At 53.8% G+C, this 19,647-nt stretch carries 21 protein-coding genes and 1 tRNA gene; 5 read left to right on the plus strand and 17 right to left on the minus strand.

Annotated features, from left to right (window positions below; genetic code table 11):
• Window positions 1-208: 208 nt before the first annotated feature.
• The 9 genes from ABHR63_RS09085 to ABHR63_RS09120 all read right to left on the minus strand — a co-directional run bounded on the left by ABHR63_RS09085 (window position 209) and on the right by ABHR63_RS09120 (window position 6,370).
• Window positions 209-1,366: a hypothetical protein gene (locus ABHR63_RS09085; RefSeq protein ID WP_195625295.1), complete on the minus strand. Its 1,158-nt coding sequence runs from the start codon at window positions 1,364-1,366 to the stop codon at window positions 209-211.
• Between the two features lie 379 nt (window positions 1,367-1,745).
• Window positions 1,746-1,820, minus strand: a tRNA-Val gene (locus ABHR63_RS09090).
• 138 nt (window positions 1,821-1,958) lie between these two features.
• Window positions 1,959-2,747 (minus strand): DUF3825 domain-containing protein, encoded by a 789-nt coding sequence (locus ABHR63_RS09095; RefSeq protein WP_346965367.1) that lies wholly within the window; start codon window positions 2,745-2,747, stop codon window positions 1,959-1,961.
• Window positions 2,748-2,792: 45 nt separating this feature from the next.
• Entirely contained in the window at window positions 2,793-3,308 is a 516-nt protein-coding gene (locus ABHR63_RS09100) for a Fic family protein (RefSeq protein WP_195503971.1), read from the minus strand.
• Window positions 3,305-3,490 carry a hypothetical protein gene (locus ABHR63_RS09105; RefSeq protein WP_195503972.1) on the minus strand — a complete coding sequence of 62 codons (186 nt, stop codon included), beginning with the start codon at window positions 3,488-3,490 and terminating at the stop codon, window positions 3,305-3,307. The genes ABHR63_RS09100 and ABHR63_RS09105 overlap by 4 nt, the downstream gene beginning before the upstream one ends.
• Window positions 3,491-3,595: 105 nt before the next feature.
• Window positions 3,596-3,874, minus strand: a complete 279-nt coding sequence (locus ABHR63_RS10040) for a DUF4160 domain-containing protein (protein WP_082421950.1) — start codon at window positions 3,872-3,874, stop codon at window positions 3,596-3,598.
• A complete protein-coding gene (locus ABHR63_RS09110) occupies window positions 3,874-4,140 on the minus strand; it encodes a hypothetical protein (protein WP_055287420.1) in 267 nt (88 codons plus the stop codon). The genes ABHR63_RS10040 and ABHR63_RS09110 overlap by 1 nt, the downstream gene beginning before the upstream one ends.
• A gap of 243 nt (window positions 4,141-4,383) precedes the next feature.
• Window positions 4,384-5,202 (minus strand): AbiU2 domain-containing protein, encoded by an 819-nt coding sequence (locus tag ABHR63_RS09115; protein ID WP_118267984.1) that lies wholly within the window; start codon window positions 5,200-5,202, stop codon window positions 4,384-4,386.
• A gap of 94 nt (window positions 5,203-5,296) precedes the next feature.
• Window positions 5,297-6,370, minus strand: coding sequence for a hypothetical protein (locus tag ABHR63_RS09120; protein ID WP_346965368.1), 1,074 nt, complete (start codon window positions 6,368-6,370; stop codon window positions 5,297-5,299).
• Window positions 6,371-6,899: 529 nt separating this feature from the next.
• On the opposite strand from ABHR63_RS09120, the gene ABHR63_RS09125 reads away from it, so the two are divergent.
• Entirely contained in the window at window positions 6,900-8,015 is a 1,116-nt protein-coding gene (locus ABHR63_RS09125; protein ID WP_118267980.1) for an AAA family ATPase, read from the plus strand.
• Complete coding sequence (locus tag ABHR63_RS09130) at window positions 8,008-8,805, plus strand: hypothetical protein (RefSeq protein ID WP_346965369.1); 798 nt, start codon at window positions 8,008-8,010, stop codon at window positions 8,803-8,805. Before ABHR63_RS09125 ends, ABHR63_RS09130 begins: the two co-directional genes overlap by 8 nt.
• A 7-nt stretch (window positions 8,806-8,812) precedes the next feature.
• Here the strand turns inward: ABHR63_RS09130 and ABHR63_RS09135 are convergent, their stop codons facing one another.
• On the minus strand, window positions 8,813-9,022 hold the full coding sequence (locus ABHR63_RS09135) for a hypothetical protein (RefSeq protein ID WP_147357156.1): 210 nt from the start codon (window positions 9,020-9,022) through the stop codon (window positions 8,813-8,815).
• 170 nt (window positions 9,023-9,192) lie between these two features.
• On the opposite strand from ABHR63_RS09135, the gene ABHR63_RS09140 reads away from it, so the two are divergent.
• Window positions 9,193-10,713: a hypothetical protein gene (locus ABHR63_RS09140; RefSeq protein WP_117743951.1), complete on the plus strand. Its 1,521-nt coding sequence runs from the start codon at window positions 9,193-9,195 to the stop codon at window positions 10,711-10,713.
• Between the two features lie 24 nt (window positions 10,714-10,737).
• Here the strand turns inward: ABHR63_RS09140 and ABHR63_RS09145 are convergent, their stop codons facing one another.
• From ABHR63_RS09145 to ABHR63_RS09170, 6 genes are all read right to left on the minus strand, one after another.
• The gene (locus tag ABHR63_RS09145) at window positions 10,738-12,126 is read right to left on the minus strand and encodes an IS110 family RNA-guided transposase (RefSeq protein ID WP_430392757.1); all 1,389 of its coding nucleotides are present in this window, start codon (window positions 12,124-12,126) and stop codon (window positions 10,738-10,740) included.
• Between the two features lie 317 nt (window positions 12,127-12,443).
• On the minus strand, window positions 12,444-13,586 hold the full coding sequence (locus ABHR63_RS09150; protein ID WP_346965371.1) for a hypothetical protein: 1,143 nt from the start codon (window positions 13,584-13,586) through the stop codon (window positions 12,444-12,446).
• A gap of 334 nt (window positions 13,587-13,920) precedes the next feature.
• On the minus strand, window positions 13,921-14,433 hold the full coding sequence (locus ABHR63_RS09155; RefSeq protein ID WP_196022744.1) for a TIR domain-containing protein: 513 nt from the start codon (window positions 14,431-14,433) through the stop codon (window positions 13,921-13,923).
• Window positions 14,423-15,373 carry a macro domain-containing protein gene (locus tag ABHR63_RS09160; RefSeq protein WP_346965978.1) on the minus strand — a complete coding sequence of 317 codons (951 nt, stop codon included), beginning with the start codon at window positions 15,371-15,373 and terminating at the stop codon, window positions 14,423-14,425. Before ABHR63_RS09160 ends, ABHR63_RS09155 begins: the two co-directional genes overlap by 11 nt.
• Before the next feature lie 240 nt (window positions 15,374-15,613).
• Window positions 15,614-16,030, minus strand: a complete 417-nt coding sequence (locus tag ABHR63_RS09165) for a DUF2971 domain-containing protein (protein ID WP_346965979.1) — start codon at window positions 16,028-16,030, stop codon at window positions 15,614-15,616.
• Between the two features lie 26 nt (window positions 16,031-16,056).
• The gene (locus ABHR63_RS09170) at window positions 16,057-16,440 is read right to left on the minus strand and encodes a hypothetical protein (RefSeq protein ID WP_346965980.1); all 384 of its coding nucleotides are present in this window, start codon (window positions 16,438-16,440) and stop codon (window positions 16,057-16,059) included.
• A 242-nt stretch (window positions 16,441-16,682) separates the two neighbouring features.
• Here ABHR63_RS09170 and ABHR63_RS09175 point away from each other — a divergent pair, with 242 nt between their 5' ends.
• Together ABHR63_RS09175 and ABHR63_RS09180 are read left to right on the plus strand one after the other, a co-directional pair.
• Window positions 16,683-17,543: a hypothetical protein gene (locus tag ABHR63_RS09175; RefSeq protein WP_346965374.1), complete on the plus strand. Its 861-nt coding sequence runs from the start codon at window positions 16,683-16,685 to the stop codon at window positions 17,541-17,543.
• A 199-nt stretch (window positions 17,544-17,742) separates the two neighbouring features.
• Window positions 17,743-18,240 carry a hypothetical protein gene (locus ABHR63_RS09180; protein ID WP_346965375.1) on the plus strand — a complete coding sequence of 166 codons (498 nt, stop codon included), beginning with the start codon at window positions 17,743-17,745 and terminating at the stop codon, window positions 18,238-18,240.
• 734 nt (window positions 18,241-18,974) lie between these two features.
• On the opposite strand, the gene ABHR63_RS09185 is transcribed toward ABHR63_RS09180, so the two are convergent.
• Window positions 18,975-19,619: a hypothetical protein gene (locus ABHR63_RS09185; protein ID WP_346965376.1), complete on the minus strand. Its 645-nt coding sequence runs from the start codon at window positions 19,617-19,619 to the stop codon at window positions 18,975-18,977.
• Between the last annotated feature and the right edge of the window lie 28 nt (window positions 19,620-19,647).

Genomic DNA, 19,647 nt, shown 5'->3' on the forward strand with positions numbered 1-19,647 from the left:
CGACGCGGAAATCGCGCGCTGTTGACGCGCCCCCGCAGTGCCCGCTTCCCCCAAGGACAATTATCAGTGCAGGTAGACGGCTTGCGCATTCCGTGAAATGCAGGGTATGGACGGCCGGTCCGGGTCCAGCCCCGTAATCCGGCATAGTTTTGAAATGATACTAATTCACTAGCAGGAAAACTAGGTCGTTCTAGCGCCTTGTCGCCGGCTAATTTCCGAGTTCCAACCAGTTGCACAGAACATTTGCTCGCAGTCGCGTCTCGGCGCGCTTCATTGCCTCGGATTTGGCTTTATATCGAATCCCCAAACGACTGCAGACGCTTTTGATTATGGCGTCTAGCTGTTTTTTGTCGTTAAGCATATCGTGGGTTACCAAGAACACATCGAAACCCATGCTCTGGAGCGCAGTCATGCGCTCCGCATCTTGGTCAAGTACCGCGCCTGACCCATGGATGACCTCACCTTGGATTTCGATAATTGCTGCCTTCATTAGGATTGGGTTTACAATCACGATGTCACCGTAGCAAACCTTTTGACCTGCGATGCTTTGGGCTTCCTCGGATAGAGGGGTTAAATCGTTGAGGTATACGTATCTGAATCCTGAACCACCTAGACGTCGAGAACGACTTAGAAGCAGGACCCCCGCGACCTCGAGTGGAGATGCAGCAATGCCGATAACCTGCTGAGCGGCATCATAAAACTGCTTTCCCCACATTTGACTTTTGACCTTTTCGGCGAATCGATGCAAGTCGCTCAGTTCGATGAGTGGCTTTCTCATCCAAAGCGAAGTACCTTTGAGTTTCGTAACCTCTCTTCCATCCTCGCGATTGTTCGTTTGGCCTTCATTTACTGGGACCTTTACGGTTGTGCGGGCATAAACTCGTTTCCAAGGAATCTCGTCTTCGCCTTCTCCAAGTTCGAACAGATTCTGCGTGCTGGAATTGCGATTCTCCTTTAACGCGATTTTTAACTGCATTTCGACAGCGGGGGTCGGCTCGAAAACAGAAAACCAGCCGCAAAGTTCGTACATAGCCAGTACGAGATCTATTGGGGACACAAAGCGTGTCATAGTAAATAACGTGTTAAGCGGATTGGTGACGCTAAAGCCTAAATGAGTGTCGGTTGTTGTGCCGGTATCCGAAGCCCCTTCCCAGCGAATAGTGGAGCGCAATCCCGAGTGGTGATTACAACAACCTGGCGAAGCAACAGCGATAATCGGGGTCTTGAGGACATCGGTTACGAAAGGGGCTTGGGATAGGGCCCGCCAGCCGTCATCGGAGCTGGGTAGGCGCGGGTAGAGGTCATGCACCTGCGGTGGGCAGCGCCAGTAGCGGAATGCGGTGTTTGCGCAGACGATTTCGTCCATGTGGCCTCCCCTGGTTTCGACCGTAGGCCGTGCGGAATGCGGGCATGGCCGATTATCTACCGGGGCATCATGCGGGTAAGTACGGGAAGCAAACCAAATGCTGACAAAAGCATGCCGAGTTCCGCCGAAAAACCGTCGTGTGATAGAAAACCGCTGGAAGGAGCTTTGGGCATGTGGTCCCTGTCTCCACATTTGCGCGCGGATCACATGGGGAATTCAATGAAAATACGCATGCGTTTTATACAAAACATGCAATGGCGTCAGCAAAAAGGGTGCGAAAAAAATGACGCCTTATACGACTACGATTCGTTTTGGAGTCACCCTTGGTGTCAAAAAAGAAAAAGGTCAGAGGTTTAACACCTCTGACCTATGCTTTAGATGGTGGGCGATACAAGATTCGAACTTGTGACCCCATCCGTGTGAAGGATATGCTCTACCCCTGAGCCAATCGCCCGTCGCCTTTCGGCAAAAGAGATACTAACATAGCCGTGCGTGGTTTACCAAGAACTTTTTGCTTCCGATTTTAAATTCGCGGGCGCAAACCGCGCCACAGCAATCAGGGCAGCCGACAAACCCCCAGCTAAACCACCCTTTATCGCTTGATCCACGAGGTTTCGGGCCGGCAGATAAGTCGCGCGTTGTTGTAGGCCATGTCGAGCGTGAGGCAGGTGCGCGCGGCGTAGAAACCGTCCTCGCGTTGGATGGTCAGCGCCAGCTCGGGCTTGTCGCCGGTCAGGCACAGCGGTAGGAGTAGCTGGATCCGGCCGCCGTAGAACTGCGGCACCGCGAGCGTATAGTTGGCTGCGGCGCGGCGGGCGGCCTCGACGACGGCTCCCTCAAAGGCACGGCGCAGCAGCAGCGAGTTGCCCTCCCCCATCAGGCTGGCGGGAATACGAGTCAGGTTCTCTTCGTCGCCCAGAATGTGGTCGATGTTGGAGCGGGTGGGAAGGCGGTAGTCAAAGACAAGCTCGGAGGGGTCCTCGGCAAAGCGCACGCGGCACGGCAGGTACTCAAACGAGACCAGCATGGGGTCGCTCTCCTTAAAGAAACCCTTCAAAAACCAGCGCTGGCGCGCGTCGGGCTTGGTGTTGGGCTCAAACAGGCCGTAGATGGTCTCGTAGCGGCGCGTGTACAGGCCGGTGTTGAACAGGCATCGGTCGTCGTCGAACACCAGCGGCAGGTTGGACGGCGCGGTCTGGTCCACGTCGCGCTCGGTCAAAAATACCGCGCGGCTAAACGAAAACGACAGGTAGTTCTTGAGAATGCGGTTGCAGGGACCCCAGTCCTCGGGATCGGCGAGGTCGGCCAAGCGCTCGTAACAGGGCTCGGGGCAAAACGCAAAGTCGTATACATTGCTGCACAGGGTGTTGGGGATCTCCATGTGGCGTCCAATCCATCTCATAGCTGGCGTGCGGATGCTTTGATTCTATACGTGCGAAGCGTCGTCGGAGATCACGATGCAATGGCACCTTAGCTCGTTGGCTAGATCGTCGAGCGTGCGGCGTCTAGCAACGAGGTCATGGATCCAGGCGTAGTACTGGTTGTCTTTGGGCTCGGAGCTGTCGGACAGCTCGACCGGAGTGCCGGCGAACCTTAAGACGGACAACGCAAAGACAAGGCTGGTGCGTTTGTTGCCGTCCTCAAAGATGTGGTCCTTGACCATGTGCTCGGCCACGTAGGTGACCTGGTCAAAGATGTCTGTGAAGCGATCGGCTGGCGATTGGCCGAATATCGTGCAAAACGCACCCACAAGCACGGACTCGACGCGCCGAAGTTCGCGCGCGGCCCTTTCGCCCGTAGCGTCGGTCGTATAGCAGCGTCCGATTGTTAGCAGCGTACTGTGAAGGCGCATGACGGCGCCGGCCATGGCCTCGAGCGACCCAGCGTCATCGAGCACTAGCGGCGCAACAGGAAGCACCCGCCCGTCAACATCGGCAATCATGAGTTCTCCAAAAGCCTGAGCGCGTTGGGCATGGACGCTATGGTTGACTCAGCTGCAAGGTCGATTGACATAATGATGTCAAGTGAAATAGGCGAAGTGGAATCTGCCTCGTGCGCAATTGAAGGATCTTCCTGGCCAGCACAATCAGCACCGTCATCAACTTGAACGTAGTTCCAAGGCATGTCCGCCTCCTTTAAATAGATACGCCTCGCGGACGTCGTGGCGAGGTAACACGCGAGAGCCGACAGCGGATATGTCGACAAGCGTGATCATGGTTCAATTGCGGTTTAGCAATAGAATGTCAGGGAATCATCACCAAAGGTTTCGCGCCACTTGTCACAAATGTATCGATGGTTCATGGTGATTAGTTTTGAAAGATCCCTGAGATCCTTAGCCGGAATCTTGCTCTCGTTGTTCGCAAGTGTGCATCCGCCATTTTTAGTGAGCCAAAACTTAGTCGAGTTAGCAGCCGCCCTCTTTACCCCTACATGGATGTGAACGGGTTCTCCGTTTTCCGCGATCCAAAAGAACAGAACATACTGTCCAAAAACAAGAATTCGAGGCATTATGCCACCGCCGGTCCAGCTTTTTGCCGTTCTGCAAGCTCGAAGATAAACGGAGCGTTTGATCTAACGAACTCGGTCAAAAAATCCAGTTCGTCAGTAGAAAATCCTTCGACGTTAAACCATTTGACCGCAGGTAGAAAGCATTCTGCATGGTCAAAACCAAAATCAACCGGGCGCTCGACGGCTACGCGAACGGTCCCGTCGTCTCGTGTTTCTGAGTAGGCAAACTGAGTGCCGTCATCTAGCTGAACATAGCTCCAAAGCATTGCTGCCTCCTTAGTGTTTATATCCAAGTATAAACAGCCGCTTAGATGCAACGTGATGCGAATTGAATTATTCCCATAAGACCTGAACTGCTGATTATTTGTATTACTGAGATTTGAACCACCTCACACTTCAGTGTCTTTTTGGCATGGAAAACCGTCATTGTGCGAAAGTCGGACTTTATGTCAAGGATCGTCTTCAGATTCAAGCGCTCGCATGCTTAACTACTTGCAGGCGCTTGAATCCTATAGATTACCCAAATGCTGCTCAACAGCCTCCATGCCAACCTCCGCATATTTTAGGAGGCCTTGTATATCGTTGTAGTTCTTGGGCAATCGATCTTTTTCAATGCCAGTAATTTTTGCAAATAATTCGATTGTCAGATCGAGTGCGAAGTCGATTAGTTTTTGAATTTCGCCGTAAGTTAAAGGAAGTCGCCTAACAAGCTCATCATATTTCAGTGCTTCCATGTCGCTATGGGCGAAAACCTTATTTCGCTGATCGCGAAGCATGTCAGTTAGTTTACGGAGACTGTTGAGTCGTTTTTTCCATAAATTGGAAAGGTCATGAGTGGTTATACACACAGTAACCATTCTGTAATGATTTCCGAACAGCTTTTCATCTGAGCGTTGTGACTCAACTTCTTTGGGGTAGAAACGCTCCTCGTCCTTTGCCAATGGATGAACGATTGGATTAAGCCTGTCAAAGTTTGGTCGATCATTAAATAAGGAGATTGCAAGTGCGTCGATTTCAGCAGAATGAGACTTGACGTCTTCTATCAAGTTCCCAATACTGACGTCGCTTTTGGCATCAAATAACCGTGCGCAATTCATGAAACAGGATTCGGTTAATGCAAGTTGTGTAAAGCTGAAGAAGCAGCCAGCGCAAATTACCTCATTCTCATAGTCGGAAGATGCTTTAGACAGTTCGCGAAGGATTGCTAGTTTCGTGTTGGCATAAAATGCCTCGTTGTATAGATAGCTGCAACGCTCAAGCAGCTCAAGAAGGCCGGCGTTTAATTCTTTCTTGGCAGCGTCAACTGTATGATCCGATTCGTGGTACATGTTAGATAAATCCTGAGCAATTGTTGTAATAAATTAATCTACTAATGCGTCGTTAAGAATATGGCCTTCTACATAGTCTATCGAAATGGGTGCTTCAGCACCGACATGCGGCAGCCATGAGCACTGTCCCAAGCAGCGAAAGCGCCAAAGAAGCGGCTATCCAGTTGTTGTCGCCGGTCTTGGGGAGTGCCACAGTTGTTGCGGTGGCAGGCTTGGGCTTGACCGTCTTGGCGACCGTGGTCTTGGTTGTCGCGGCCGCGGGTTTCAGCGAGGGATTTGCCGTGGGCCCCGTGGTGGGCTCTCCAGCAGCGGGGCTTGAATCGGCGGGAGACTTTTCCGCCCCACCGCCCGGTACCTCGCCCCTGTCCGTCTCCCCCGCCGGAGGCGTGGCGACATCGGGCTCAATCACCACATGCGGTGCCACCGCACCGGTGGCATCCACCACGCCACCAGCTCCAAATGCCCCACCAGCAGGCGCCATAAACCGCGCGGAAACAAGCGAACCGCCCGTGCACGCAACGCCGCCGTCGGCACCGGCCGCATCGAGCCACGAGGCAGCGACGGAAAGCCGGCAGCCAGCCGCGCCAGCACCAATGCCCAGATCCTGCAGATACACGCCGTAGGCGCGCACGCCCGCTCCGGACCCGGCTCCCGCGGCGACGACGCGCCCGCGGCCGCGCACGGCCATGTCGCCGGCGATCACGCCGGCCACGGCCTCGTCCGTGACGTCGGCCCCGTCCGCCCGGGCATCGACGGCGCAGCCGTCCACCACGAGCGCCCGCGAGACGTGGATCGCGCACTGCGAGCCCGATGCCGCCAGGGACCCGGTGCCGCGAAGCGTCAGGCTGCCCCACACCTCCATGCCGCACTGCGTGATGTCCGCATCGGGCGCATTCGACTCCGTCACCGAGTTTTGCCCGGCGAGCGTCACGACCAGGTCGCCGTCGGCGGCGGTGGCGTCGCCCGCGTAGCCGTCAAGCTCCAGAAGGCCGGCATCGGTCCAGGCCCAGCCGGGGCCCGACACGCCCGGCTCGCAGTACGTCGCGCCCGCGATAAACAGGCTCTCCGCGCCCGCGGCACAAGAAGGCCCGCCCAGCAAAACGCATAGGCAGGCCATGGCAGCGATCGCGATGTGATGACGGCCGGTGTGGGACTCGGCGGCAAACATAGCCGCTCCGATCTTCGCAGGAGCCAATAGAATATGCACCAGAAAAATGCCCTGGTAGCAGCACCTATTAGTTTAGCGAGATCGATGCGGGAGCAAAGAGAAATCGCGTGGGCAATGTCCACAATTAGGTGTAAATCGTTTTGCCAGCCGGTGAAAGGGAGAATCAGCTTCCGAATTCGCCCTTCACGTTTCTGATGATGTTGTTTGATAAATGGTTCCGATAGTCCATAAAAGATGGTTCATAATAGATTTAGATGAAAAACCTTCGGATTTGTAAGGCGGGGTCGCTGAGACGGTACCGCCTAGTTTTATCAGCGTGCGCCTAACGATTGAGATCACATTCTCCCTCGCGCGCGAAGAAGTCTTGCCCTGCGAAGACTATGATCGGTTGGACAGGCCCGGCGTATATCGCGTACTTCCGTAGTTTTTCTTCGGAATATCCGTATTAAAAATACGGGCAAATTGACCAATTTGCTAAGCTACTTTATCCTGTGTTTCAAATGGACTCAGAAAGCAGAGGAGCCGTGCCATGCTCAAGAAGTTTTCGGTTTCAAATTTCAAGTGCTTCAATAAGCGAATTACATTTGATCTATCCGATCCCGCCAACTATTCATTCAATCAACAGGTAATTCAGGATGGCATTAAGGCAAAGGGCATCATATATGGTGCGAATGGCAGTGGAAAGTCCAATTTCGCCCTCGCGATATTCGACATTGTTCTGCATCTGACCGACAAGGAAAAGCTGCTCAAAAAATACTCGCCATACCGGTGCCTTAATTCAAAGAGTTCAATTACAGAGTTTCAATACGATTTTGTCTTCGACAATATCGAGGTCGTATACCGCTACGGGAAAACCGACCCACAGACGCTTGTATACGAGAGTCTGTACATTGCTGGCGTGGAGGTCTTGAGCTACAGGTTCGACGCTCAAACGGGCCATGTTGACCTGCCGGGCGCCGAGTCCCTCTCGCTTTCTACCGATCTCCCCACTGAGTCCGACAGGCTATCGCGTGTCAAATATGTCAAGAGCAATGCAATACTGCGAGATGAGCCGTCTGCCAGGGCGTTTAGAGCCTTCACCTCCTTTGTCGACAACATGCTCATGTTCTACTCGCTCGATGAGCGTGGATATCAGGGGCTTTCGGTTGGCTCGGATATCTTTACCCAGGGCATTATTCGCGAAGGAAAGATGGAGGACTTCCAAGAATTCTTGCGCCAGCAGGGAATCTCCCTGAACCTCGTATCCGTGGACGTGAATGGAGTTCCCGAGCTTTATTGCAGGTTCGAGGGCGGTACCGTTCCGTTTGCGTCGGTCGCCTCGACAGGCACCATGTCACTTGCTCTGTACTACTACTGGTATATCAAGATGAGCAAGGCTTCCTTGGTCTTTATCGATGAATTCGATGCCTTTTATCACTTTGAATTGTCCCGGTCGATCGTGGAGATGCTACGGGACCTTGAGGGTGTCCAGGTTTTCATTACGACGCACAACACGGACCTTTTGACGAACGACCTCATGCGTCCCGATGTCTATTTCATTCTCAAGGAGGGAGAGATTCGCTCGCTGGAAAAGCTAACACCCAAGGAGCTCAGATTGGCGCATAACCTCCAGAAGATGTTTAAGGCCGGTGCTTTCGATGGCTAGCCCGGTCACGCTCTTCATCGTTGAAGGAGAGTCGCGTGACCTGCGCTTTGCGGAGAAGATGAAGGATCTTTTTCTGAAAGGGAGAGATGACCTGAGGGTGATCTGTCTGCCAGCGGCGCAGAACATCTACATGCTTTACGAGCGGCTTGCAGAGGAGGACTTCGATCTGGATGTTGTGGAGGTACTGAGAGAAACGGTGCCTTCTGCTGCAAAATGTCTAGAGGGCGTGGAGAGGGATTCTGTTGATGAGGTCTTTCTCTTCTTTGACTACGACTCTCATCAGAACAATGCGCCTGGATGCGAGTCCGATGCCCTTGTGGAGGCGATGCTCCTCGCATTCGATAACGAGCACGAGAGCGGAAAGCTCTATATAAGCTACCCGATGGTCGAGGCACTGTACGATTATCGCGCAGGGCAGTGCCAGGCGCATTCAGGCTGTTTTGTTGACAACTCGGAAATCGCTCAATATAAAAATAAGTCGGGAGAGGGAAACGTTAACGTGGGGAAGCACATGGAGCTTCCCCAATGGAAAGATGCAATCGCTGCCTTCGTATTGAGATGCAAGTGCCTGCTACGTCTCGATGAGGTTTCATTTGAGACGTATCGAGAGCTGGTTACGGTCGATGCGATCTTCCGCGAGGAGAAAAGGATGCGGATCGAGGACGGTTCGGTGTTTGTGCTATCGGCTTTTCCAGAGTTTCTGCTCGACTATTTCGGTGATAAGTTCTTTAATTCCATGGCTCCGATGCGCCACCTTAAGTTCGATGATTGCCCCCGAGGAAATGGATGAGACGCAATTAATCTCGCGGGTACAGGTTCTCCTGTCTAAATTGTGAACTCGGCATAAGAGACGTTGTTGGCCATGCCCCGGACAGCATCCAGTCGATGATGTTCTCTTGCCTGATGCCGCCGCGACCTCCCACGTCAACGCGGTCGAGCGTGAGCGGGGTCTTCGGATAGTTGTTCCGAATCGCCTGCAGCGGCGCGAGCTCGGGAAAGTACCTCACTATCAGCTTCCCCCACTCCGACTTCGGGTTCACGCAGGTGATGTGGAACCCGTTAAGCCCAGCTTGGACAAGCTGTTAGGAGACTGGCATTTCGCCTGCGTCGATCTCGAGAGGATCGGCGACAAGGTTGCGAACAAGGACTGGAAAGGTCATTATGAGGGGTAAATAAGATGACAGACAACACGTATTCGGGAACTCTAAAATTCAAAGATGTTGATTTTGTCTTTGTGTTCGATGGCTCTGAGCTTGTTCTCATCCCGCCCAAAGAACGCAAGAATGACATTATGTGGGGTTGGCTAAAAAAAGAAATTTGCCCCGGTGTGTATACATCCGGCGACCCTTTGACTGTTGATGTGCCTTATCTTGACGGCTTCTGCAACGAGACAAGCAAGCGATTGATCTTTTTGACCAGGGAGGAATCGACTGTCGGAAGTCGAAATTCGACTCTGTATATCAACGTTGCTGGGTATCTGGAATGTAGCCCGAATACCAATGGTTTTTGCAGGATGACTCTATCCGGCAGGGCCTTGAATTACATTCATCCGGTTAATAGGGCATTCTCGCAGGTATTTGATTCTGACGACCTTACAGAAAAGGGAATCATCTCTATCAGGACAAATGGATTCGACAGAACTTCGACCGTGAAGAGAGCATTTCGCTTTGAGGGCAGAGATATCGCGGCGTATTTCTCAGTTGGGTGGACATGCAGTATGAAAATTAGTACTCCACCCATCACCCTTAATTCCAGCATGATTTTCGAGTTTGATGAAACGGACGATTACTGGTTTTTCTATCGCCTGTGGCATGCAGCAGAAGACTTCCTCAAATATCTGACATTCAGCAAAAACACACTAATTGAGGATTGCAGCCTGCAGGCTATGTACGACGACTCGCATTACCCCAGCACAGCTGAATTCAAGCTAGCGAGATCCTCAGAGCCATTTGATACCAAGCCTCTTGAAAAAGGTCGATATATTCAGCTGTCTTTGCTGGACCCGTATGAGATTAAAATGTTTGGAGCGATTGCAGACGGAGAAATCTACCTAAGGCATATTCCTGAAACATACGAAAAGGGACATACGCTCGATGCATCGGACTTCGTGCTGACTTCCGCAGCATTTGAATGGGAATTTGACCAAGCGTATCCAAGCGGAGTTGTCAAATCAGAAGCTCGAGTGGCTGCTGAGCAACGAGCATCAGCTCAGATGGATGAATGCATTAACCAAAGCTCCGGAAAAGCTAAAAAGATATTGAAATATGCAAAGAAGAGCATCGGCTTTAGCAATCTGGAATCGAAGATAGTACAGGCTGGTCGAGATTTTCATGAAATGATTGGGGTATTTGGGGAAGGTCTATACAAAAGGAATGATGAGGAATTTTCCTACGAAGTCATTGGAAGCAGGCTGGCTGAGCAAAGAAATGACTTTGCCCATGGAAACATTGACAAGGATTTCAAAGGTGCTGCCATTCTTGATTTGCTGCTTCTACGCTATCTTGTCTATGCAATGCAGCTGAAGCGCATCGGTGTCTCAGCTGCAAATACTCGCAGAGCGATAAATGAGCTATTTGGCTTAATGTATTACCTCCCTGCAGAAGACGGTGACACAGAGACGGTGGCCAAGAACACTGAGATAAATGAGCCGAACAACGAAACCGAAGGCAATGCAGACGAAATCGTAGAGGCGGAATAGAATGGTTCCCGACTGCTGACGCTCCTATTTGGCAAGGTGTTTTTTAGAATCCATTTTGCGCTCGGCCTCGAAGGCTTGCCTGTCCCAATCGAGCGGAAGTCCGGCCTCGACCCATGCCTCGTAGGCCCTCCTTATGGGCTTGAGCTCCCTTTGGCCCCTCTCCAGCATCGAGATGTACTTCTCGCTGGTGCCCAGTATGGACGCCGCCCTCACCTGGCTGACCTTCGCCGCGCGCCTGGCCGCCACGAGCTCCGAGGCGTCCTCGGGCCTCCTGATCTCGTGCGGGCGCATCAGCGCCCGGTACGCCTCCCTGGCCACGTAGCGCTTGAGGCACCTCATGACCTCCCTGTCGCTCTTTCCCCGCCCCCTGGCCCTCTCGGCGTACTCGGCGGTCTCGGGGTCGCGCATGACCCTCTGCCTCGCGATCTCGTGCAGCGCGCTGTTCGCCTGCCGGTCGCCGCCCCTGTTGAGCCTGTGCCTCACGGTCTTGCCGCTCGAGGCGGGGATGGGGCAGGCCCCGCATATCGCCGCGAACGACGCCTCGGAGCGCAGCCTGCCCGGGTTGTCCCCGGCCGCGACCGCGAGCTTGGCCGCGCTCACGGGCCCGCACCCGTACATCGCCAGCAGCGCGGGGCAGTTCTCCTCCAGGGACGCCTCGATCGCGCGCTCCATGTCGAGCGCCGCGTCGCGCGCCGCCGCCCACAGGTCCGCCAGCGCGCCGAGCGCGGCGCCCAGCGCGCCCTCGGCGCGCACGGAGGGGAGCTCCTCCATCAGCCTCGGCCCTCCCATGCCGCGGAACCTCGACCTGAGCCCTTCCGGCGCGGTGGCGAGCAGCGACCTCGCGGTGTTGATCGCCGAGGTCCGCGCCTTCACCGCCCCGGAGCGCGCCGCGAGCATGCAGCGCACCCCGTCGACCCACCCGTCCTGGCTCTTGGGGGTCCCGAGCTTCGAGCCGGACATCGCCGCGCGGGCGGCCCTCTCCGCGTCCGCCTCGTCGCACTTCCCCTGCCCCGGGCGCCTCCTCTGCGTCCTCGCCGGGGAGAGCGCCTCGCGCACGGGCATCCCCAGCGACGCGAGGTGCCTGGTGAGGCCCGCCCCGTAGGACGACGTCCCCTCCATCGCGACGCAGGCCGGCTCCCCGGCCGCGGCGATCGCCCCGGCGAGCGCCTCGTAGCCCGCCGCGTCGGCGGGGAACTGGCGGGACAGGACCTTGCGGCCCCTCCAGTCCAGGACGCACAGCCAGTGCGAGTCGGCGTGGGTGTCGACCCCGCAGAAGACCGGCCCGCGGGCGCCGGGTGTCGATTCGTTTTGCATGTCTCGCTCCGTTCTTTCCGTGCTCGCCTGGACCGGGCAGACGGCACACTGACGGGGCGCGATAGAATGCGGTTGTTCGGGTCCGCGGTATCGCTCCATGCTCCTATTAGGTCATGCGGCGGTCTCGGCTCGCCGCGGCCCGCGCGGGACATGTCAGGAAACGAGGGCAGCCCTGTGGGCGCCAGCGGAATGTGGGGTCACCGCGCGGTCCGCATCTGATGGTGTCGACGTCAATGGTATACGGGTGCATCATCGACGTCTTCAATACAGAAAATATCAGTGCGGAATGTACGGATTGCTGCCGTATCCTTAGTAATTAAAACTGTCCGTTCAGTAGTAGGGGCGCGCCGGCGTTAGCCGGTGCGCCCCTACTTTGGGAAACATAAAACTCGCTTTTAATCGGTTGCCTGCGTAGCTCAAAGCGGGAACAACCGCCATGACGATGCATGCGATACCGAGCAGCGGTGCGCGGCAGCTATAAGCGCTGCTCCTAGCAGGAATAGCGCTAATGAGGCGGCGATCCAGTTGCTGTCGGCGGTCTTGGGGAGCGTGGCGGTGGCGGCGCCGGCAGCCTTGGCCTTGGATGGCGTGGACACCGTGGTCCTGTTTACTGTCGTTTTGGTTGTCGTGATCGTCTTGGGCGTCGCAGTCGCGGGCTTCAGGGCGGGATCCGTCGCGGACCCGGCACCGGGCTGCTCACCGGCAGGACCGGCGCCACCAGCCGGCTCGCCCGCGCCACCCGGTACCTCGCCCCCACCGGTCTCCCCCGCCGGAGGCGTGGCGACATCGGGCTCAATCACCACATGCGGTGCCACCGCACCGGTGGCATCCACCACGCCACCAGCTCCAAATGCCCCACCAGCAGGCGCCATAAACCGCGCGGACACAAGCGACCCACCCAAGCACGCAACGCCGCCGTCGGCACCGGTCGCATTGAGCCACGAGGCATCGACGGAAAGCCGGCGGCCGGCCGCGCCAGCACCAATGCCCAGATCCTGCAGATACACGCCGTAGGCGCGCACGCCCGCTCCGGACCCGGCTCCCGCGGCGACGACGCGCCCGCGGCCGCGCACGGCCATGTCGCCGGCGATCACGCCGGCCACGGCCTCGTCCGTGACGTCGGCCCCGTCCGCCCGGGCATCGACGGCGCAGCCGTCCACCACGAGCGCCCGCGAGACGTGGATCGCGCACTGCGAGCCCGATGCCGCCAGGGACCCGGTGCCGCGAAGCGTCAGGCTGCCCCACACCTCCATGCCGCACTGCGTGATGTCCGCATCGGGCGCATTCGACTCCGTCACCGAGTTCTGCCCGGCAAGCGTCAGCACCAGGTCGCCGTCGGCGCCGATGGCCTCGCCCGCGTAGCCGTTAAGCTCCAGATGGTCGGCATCGGTCCAGGCCCAGCCGGGGCCCGACGCGCCCGGCTCGCAGTACGTCGCGCCCGCGATGATGAGGCTCTCCGCGCCCGCGGCACAAGAAGGCCCGCCCAGCAAAACGCATAGGCAGGCCATGGCAATAATCGCAATGTAATGACGGCTGGTGTAGGACTCTGCAGCAAACATACCCGCTCCGATCTTCGAGGAGCCAATAGAATGTGCACCAGAAAATGCCCTGGTAGCAGCAGCTATTAGTTTAGCGAGATCAAGGTATAAACAAAGGAGATACCTGCGAGCAACACTGGGAAATAGGTGTAAATCGTTTTGCCAATCGGTGAATGGAGATTATGTCTAACGTAATCTCGTAGGCCACTAAGAGCACGCCCTTGCTTTCACCTGATTCATGGCAAATAGGATGGATTTGAACAGTCTTCCCGGGCTCCGGTTTAACAAAGTCTGCGAGCATATCTCTCCGGCAAGGCCGCTAGTCCCATCATTCGACACTGCACGTGGAAAGCCTTTACTGAAGTGCGTTTTTGACGGCGTAGTAATCCCATTTTAGCTCGCCGTATTCACAGCGTTTCATAGCGATATGTTTTTTCTCGTATCGAACTGACAAAGGACATTTCGACAAGTTGACGCGCGCGGAGTTGTACAGCACAACAATGTCGATGCCGGCCTGAACGGCCATGTCGCATTCGTACTCAATGTAGCTGCGATAGTCAATGCCATGCAAGCGAGCGCAGCTCGAAGTCCATGAATTATAACTCTTGCAGTACTGGCAACTTCCTTTTGTTACGCTATTAGTCGAGTCTCCCACGATGAGTACGAAACGCTTAGATCCATCCATTCTCTTTTTCAGAGAGCTCTTTATGCTGCATGGCAAACTGGAGTCGCGCGACTGCTGTAGGTCGTGAGCGTCCGGGAACGAAAGCCCCCAATAATTACTGTCGTTCCATTTATGCAGCTGCTCGACCGCATCTCGATCACCGTCCCAGTCTGCGGCGATGTAGGTTCTTGTCCTATAAACCATCTTTCTCTCCAATCCTATTGTTCCAGGCCTCTGCATAACCGTTAACCTCGAATAACCTCATGCGTGCAGCGGTCTTCTTCGTTAACACGACAACAACGCCTTCCTTAAAATGATGCTTCGAAGCCCTCAGGGTGCAAAGCATGCAACGAAGAAGATCATCCTCTGAGGGTTTTCCGTTTTCGAACCTTGTTATTCCAGACCCCAACAACGGAAGTACGATTCGCCTGCCTGCATACATCCGATCGAGCTCGTCCCACATATTGAGCAAGCATTCCTCATACTGACCACGACGAAGATAAGCACGATTCACTTCATCCATATGGGTGAAGGCGAGCATGGCGAATCCGTCGCAATCCTTAATAGTGCCGAGAGGATAGCAAATTCGGCCATCCCCAGCCTTATAGGGTTTCAGCAAACTCGGTTGCCTTTCTTCGACAGCCTGCTTGAGAGCGTTCCGGTCGGCATACTTCTCAATAAAAATGCCGTTAAGGGAATTTTTTGAAATTACCCTGTCGTCAACCTTAATGTCGAAATATTCATTGAACGGAATGACCTTAACGCCCTCAGTACAAAAAAGGTCGTCGACCACAATGTCTACGTCCATTCCGTTAATAACCAAATGGACTCCGTCTTTATTGTGATGGTATGTGACAATCGCTGCGAAGAAGGCCAGTAAGACAAATAGGATGACGAGCACAAAGAGCCTAAACGGGCATCCCGAATCTTTCGGAAGCAGGTCGATGAGAGACACGCCCGTAACTCCCATAATCGTCGAAATTGCACCAATGATTGCAAACGACCATTTAAAAGACTTTTTTACGAGCGACCATGTAACTATATGAATAATTTGTTTTAGCAAGCGAACTCTTCCACAGACGAAATTAAATGCTGATTCCATCTTAGCCTTTTCGCATTCATCTAGTTTGCCAATTTTCCTCATGTAGCCTGCTCATTTTTGTACCCCAAGAAGTAACAAATTGGTTTTAATACGATGGGATGCATCAGCAGCTGCTCATAGGCCCCTCCCATATTGCCGATAATCACTATTACTAAGTACTTCTAGAGCAATCTGAGGGTACGATCTGACCTTTTGAACTTTGAAATAGAAGAGCATCATCTTCCCCACTATGAAGTCGCAGGGGCAACACATGGTGACTTCCGGCTTCACGTTACCGTCTATTTAAGAAAGCTCAATCGTGCTCTTTGCAACCTCAATACCGGGTGCGAATTTCTGCACCAACGCGTCCAAAATCGCTCGGTTCCCCGGCGTCATCTTTGGGGAAGCGACGAGCTTCATCGAAGAAAATGCTTCGTCTGAGATAATCAAATCGTAAAAGGAAGGAATTTCGGGATCGCATCTATCAAGTATGACCTCAGTGGCCCTCTTAACTGCTTCAACATCACCCTTGATTACAGAGGCGATGCCCACAGGAACTGCCGTCAAAACATATCGCCATTCGTTTTGGTATGACCAGGCAGTGGCTTTGTGAATCCCAAGTGTGTTTAAATCGGCTTCTATCCAGCCGTTTTCGCAGTTACGGATCAACTTTGGAAACAGAAGCGACTTATCGTTCGTATACTGGACTTCATGAAGCATCTCAACGCTTCGGGCCATTTCTTTATTTAAAATTCTTTATCCCAAAAGTCTTCGAGCGGCAATTGAAGTCCATCAAACCTTCCACCAGGAGTATTCAAAACTGCGTCACTAGATAGCTTACTTAGGCTCTCGGTAGACACAGAGTAACGCTTAAACGGATAGCTCTTCATCTGGATTCTTACTCCACATTCAGCTCCAGCATACTCGCGCCACATGGGGATGCTCTCCTCATCAGAAGAGGTCCAACAACTGACGAGCTTCATTTTTCCAAGATTTTGTGAGTCTGCTGAACGCTGTTCTTGTGGGTCATCAACCTTATCTAACCGGTTGAACCTGATAGTCCGATTATGCAGAATCAAGGCCAGCGTATCTAGGCTTGCATAATGATAGAGAACGGCGGGTGCTTCCATGTTTGGCTCCAAACTATAACAATGAGTCCATATCACTGTTCATCAAAATTTATAGACATGATTCCGAAAAATCAATCAGTGCCAAACTGTCCCAAGTACCTTCTCCCCTCCCCAACTCAGTTCAAAAAGTTTGCAGTTGTTGACTGACGTTACCGTAAAATTAACCCCACTTACATATACACGGAGTGTTGGCCTGGCGCCGCCTCCGGGCCTTGGCGCCCACCTTATCGAGAGGTACCGCTATGAAACGAGTCTTTTACCGCTCGCTCTGCGCAGTTCTTTGCGTATCTATGCTTAGTGCAGCAATACCTGTAAGGGTTATAGCGGAAGAAGAACGGCGGCAAGAAGACACCCTAGAGCAGGTTGATACTGGCGCAGCGGTCAATTTAACCGACACCATAACAGGCGCCGTCGATACAAATGAGATCGGCAATGAGTCCGTCAAAAATGATTCCGATCTCGCGAATCCAATTTCGCATCAGGCAGAACCTCAGGTTTCCCTAGCTTCTGACATGTCGCCTGATTCGGAACAAGCCACAAAGGCCGCAGTAAGTGGATATCAGCACAGCGATAGCGCCACCAGCGGCAGTGTCACCCTCTCCGTGGAATGGAACGATCCAGTACTTGGACAGCCAACGACCTTCCATGTAAGCGCAACAGGTGGCAGCGGCAGCTATCTCTTCCGCATGGATGCGCCCTCGTACTCCAACCCCAATGAGTATGCCTACGAGTCGGTCGCCGACCCAAGCCGCGGAGAGTGGACAAAGTTCACCGACGCGTGCGCTAGCCACGACTTTACGTTCACAACGACGGCTACCGGATCATATAACTTCCGCTTTTACCTCATGGACAAGGCGTCGGGCGTTTACTACTTGCGCACCAACTCGTATATCCAGGTTGCAGATGATGCGTATCCCAGCGTTGCGAGCATTGTCAATAAAGCAGTGTCGCAGGCCAAGCAAAAGACAGATGGTTCTGAATACGAAATGGCTTTCTATCTTCACGACTGGCTTCTCGATCAGCTTGAGTACGACAATTCGCTCAAGTGGTCTTCGGCAGAAAGCGCTCTTACGAGGGGGGCTTGGGACGTGTCAAGCCTATGAATCAGCGTATGCGAAACTACTTTCCGCCGCAGGTATAGAAAACGCCGAAACCCGCGATGCCTATGATGGGCACACGTGGAATGCGGTCAAGCTCGATGACGAATGGTATCAGGTTGACTGCACTTGGGATGACACGTCTGATGATTTTTACGGCGATCTAGATCAGCGTCATCTCTACTTCTGCCTTACTGACGAGCTAATGGCAATTGCGCATCCGGGGCACGAGAAGATATATTCTGTTGAGGGCTATGCTACGCGTTCTGGCAGTCTAAAAGATAACTACTTCGTGCGCAATGGCAAGGCCGACGAATGGGCGAGCGCCTACGCCGACCGCATCCAGCAGCACTTGAACGCCAAGGAGACCAGCTTCTCGATAGACGCTGACAACCAAAGTTTTCCGCCCAGTATCAGCGGCATTCAAAACGGAATAATTGCGTATAAGATAAGCCTGTGGGAATGGAAGTCGAACGCCATCAAGGCTGAACTTTCAGCATCGTCTAAAGTAATAACATCATCAAGTAACAAATTGAACGTAAAGCTGAATTTCGAAGTGACGTATCAACCAAAGACTGGTTATGAGGTTTTCTACCACAGCGCCGCCGTCTCGGGCGTCTCGCCCCAGTCGACCCCGGTCGCCTACGGTCGCCTACGGTCGCCCGACGCCGACGCTGTCCGCCTCGGAGCTCGGGTTCTCTAACGGCTCCGCGAAGTTCCTGGGATGGCGCGCCTACAGGGACTGGGACAACACCTGGTGGGCGACCATGCCGGACGGCAGGGCCGGCTGGGTCGCCCTCGAGGACGGGAGGCTCCCCGGCGGCTGCTCCTACCGCCTGCTGCCGGACGGGTGGGAGACCGGCTGGAGCGCCTGGTCGGGAACCGTGCACCTCTACGCGTCCTGGGATGAGCATTGATGCCTATGGGCTATTCTCTCTAAAAGTTTCCGCAACGTATGTCTTCGCATTGAGAATTGAGTTTGAGTGAGCTTCGCTAGGATGCGTCGCGCGTATGTGCAGTGACGACCAAGAGACCCGGTCCGCAAGGGCAGATATGTTCCTGGCTTTTGCCATTCTCGCTAAAGATCGGTAAAATTCTAATTTAGTCGCGATATAAATCGAGGTAAATGGACCTCCAACGTCTGGACGGAGGATTGTCACAGCATTTACACCGCCATACGACTACCTGGGGGTTTGGCATCCCTTTCTCGGTCTTCATAAAGAAAATATTAGATCGCCCCCCAGCAACGAATCACTCGAGTTTAGGAATTTCGTTGCTGGGGGGCGATCTACATAGCGGCTTGCGCTTCGCTCGTATTAGCTTGATTGGGAAACGGAATTACACGAGCAGCTTTGTAGGTATCAGCCAAGTGAATTCATAAGAGATAAGTGCTCGCCTATTTCCTACGGGCGGAGGATGCATGAGAGATACCCCTAATTAAATTCCAAAGGCCGCTTTAATTATCGGCATCCTCTTTGAAACGCCGATTACTAAGGTAGAAACTATAATTGAACCACTCAGAGTAAAAAGAAACAACAACGGGCGATTTACGTTACTCGCATACAGATCTGGATTTGATTGTCCGCAGATTCCGTAGACAAACACGACAACGAAATACATATGCACAAGGTAAATAATTGTGCTCATACGGCGCGCTAGCGCACAAGAATTCAAGTTCACGCCGTACCTGCGGACTGATAGTAAAAACAAACCAATGCTTGCAATTGCGCAGAATGGCAGATGCGCGTCGTTGCTCACCAAATATGTGCCAGCGAGCCCAAACGCAACAGCTGCAAATTCAAGTAACAATGGGACTCTGTTCAGTTGATCCCATTTCAAACCAAGTGCTGCACCCACAGCAATATAGAAAAACCCTTCAAACAGACCGTTGCGAGAACTGCCGAACACGCGACAATAAATCCTAATCGGAACCGCTAAATACACCGGAGCTCCATCCCAGCCCTGCACGTAAGTAATACCGTAGCCAAGGAGTAATAAGATTAGGGAAAATGGAATTATGTGCTTAAACCGCCACCCATTACAGTCTGAAGTGGGCCACCGATAAATTTCGATGGCGAGCATTCGGCGCATTGCCTACGATACGGGCAAG

The organism is Collinsella aerofaciens (assembly GCF_039752775.1).
In the GTDB taxonomy this organism is placed as follows: domain Bacteria; phylum Actinomycetota; class Coriobacteriia; order Coriobacteriales; family Coriobacteriaceae; genus Collinsella; species Collinsella aerofaciens_R.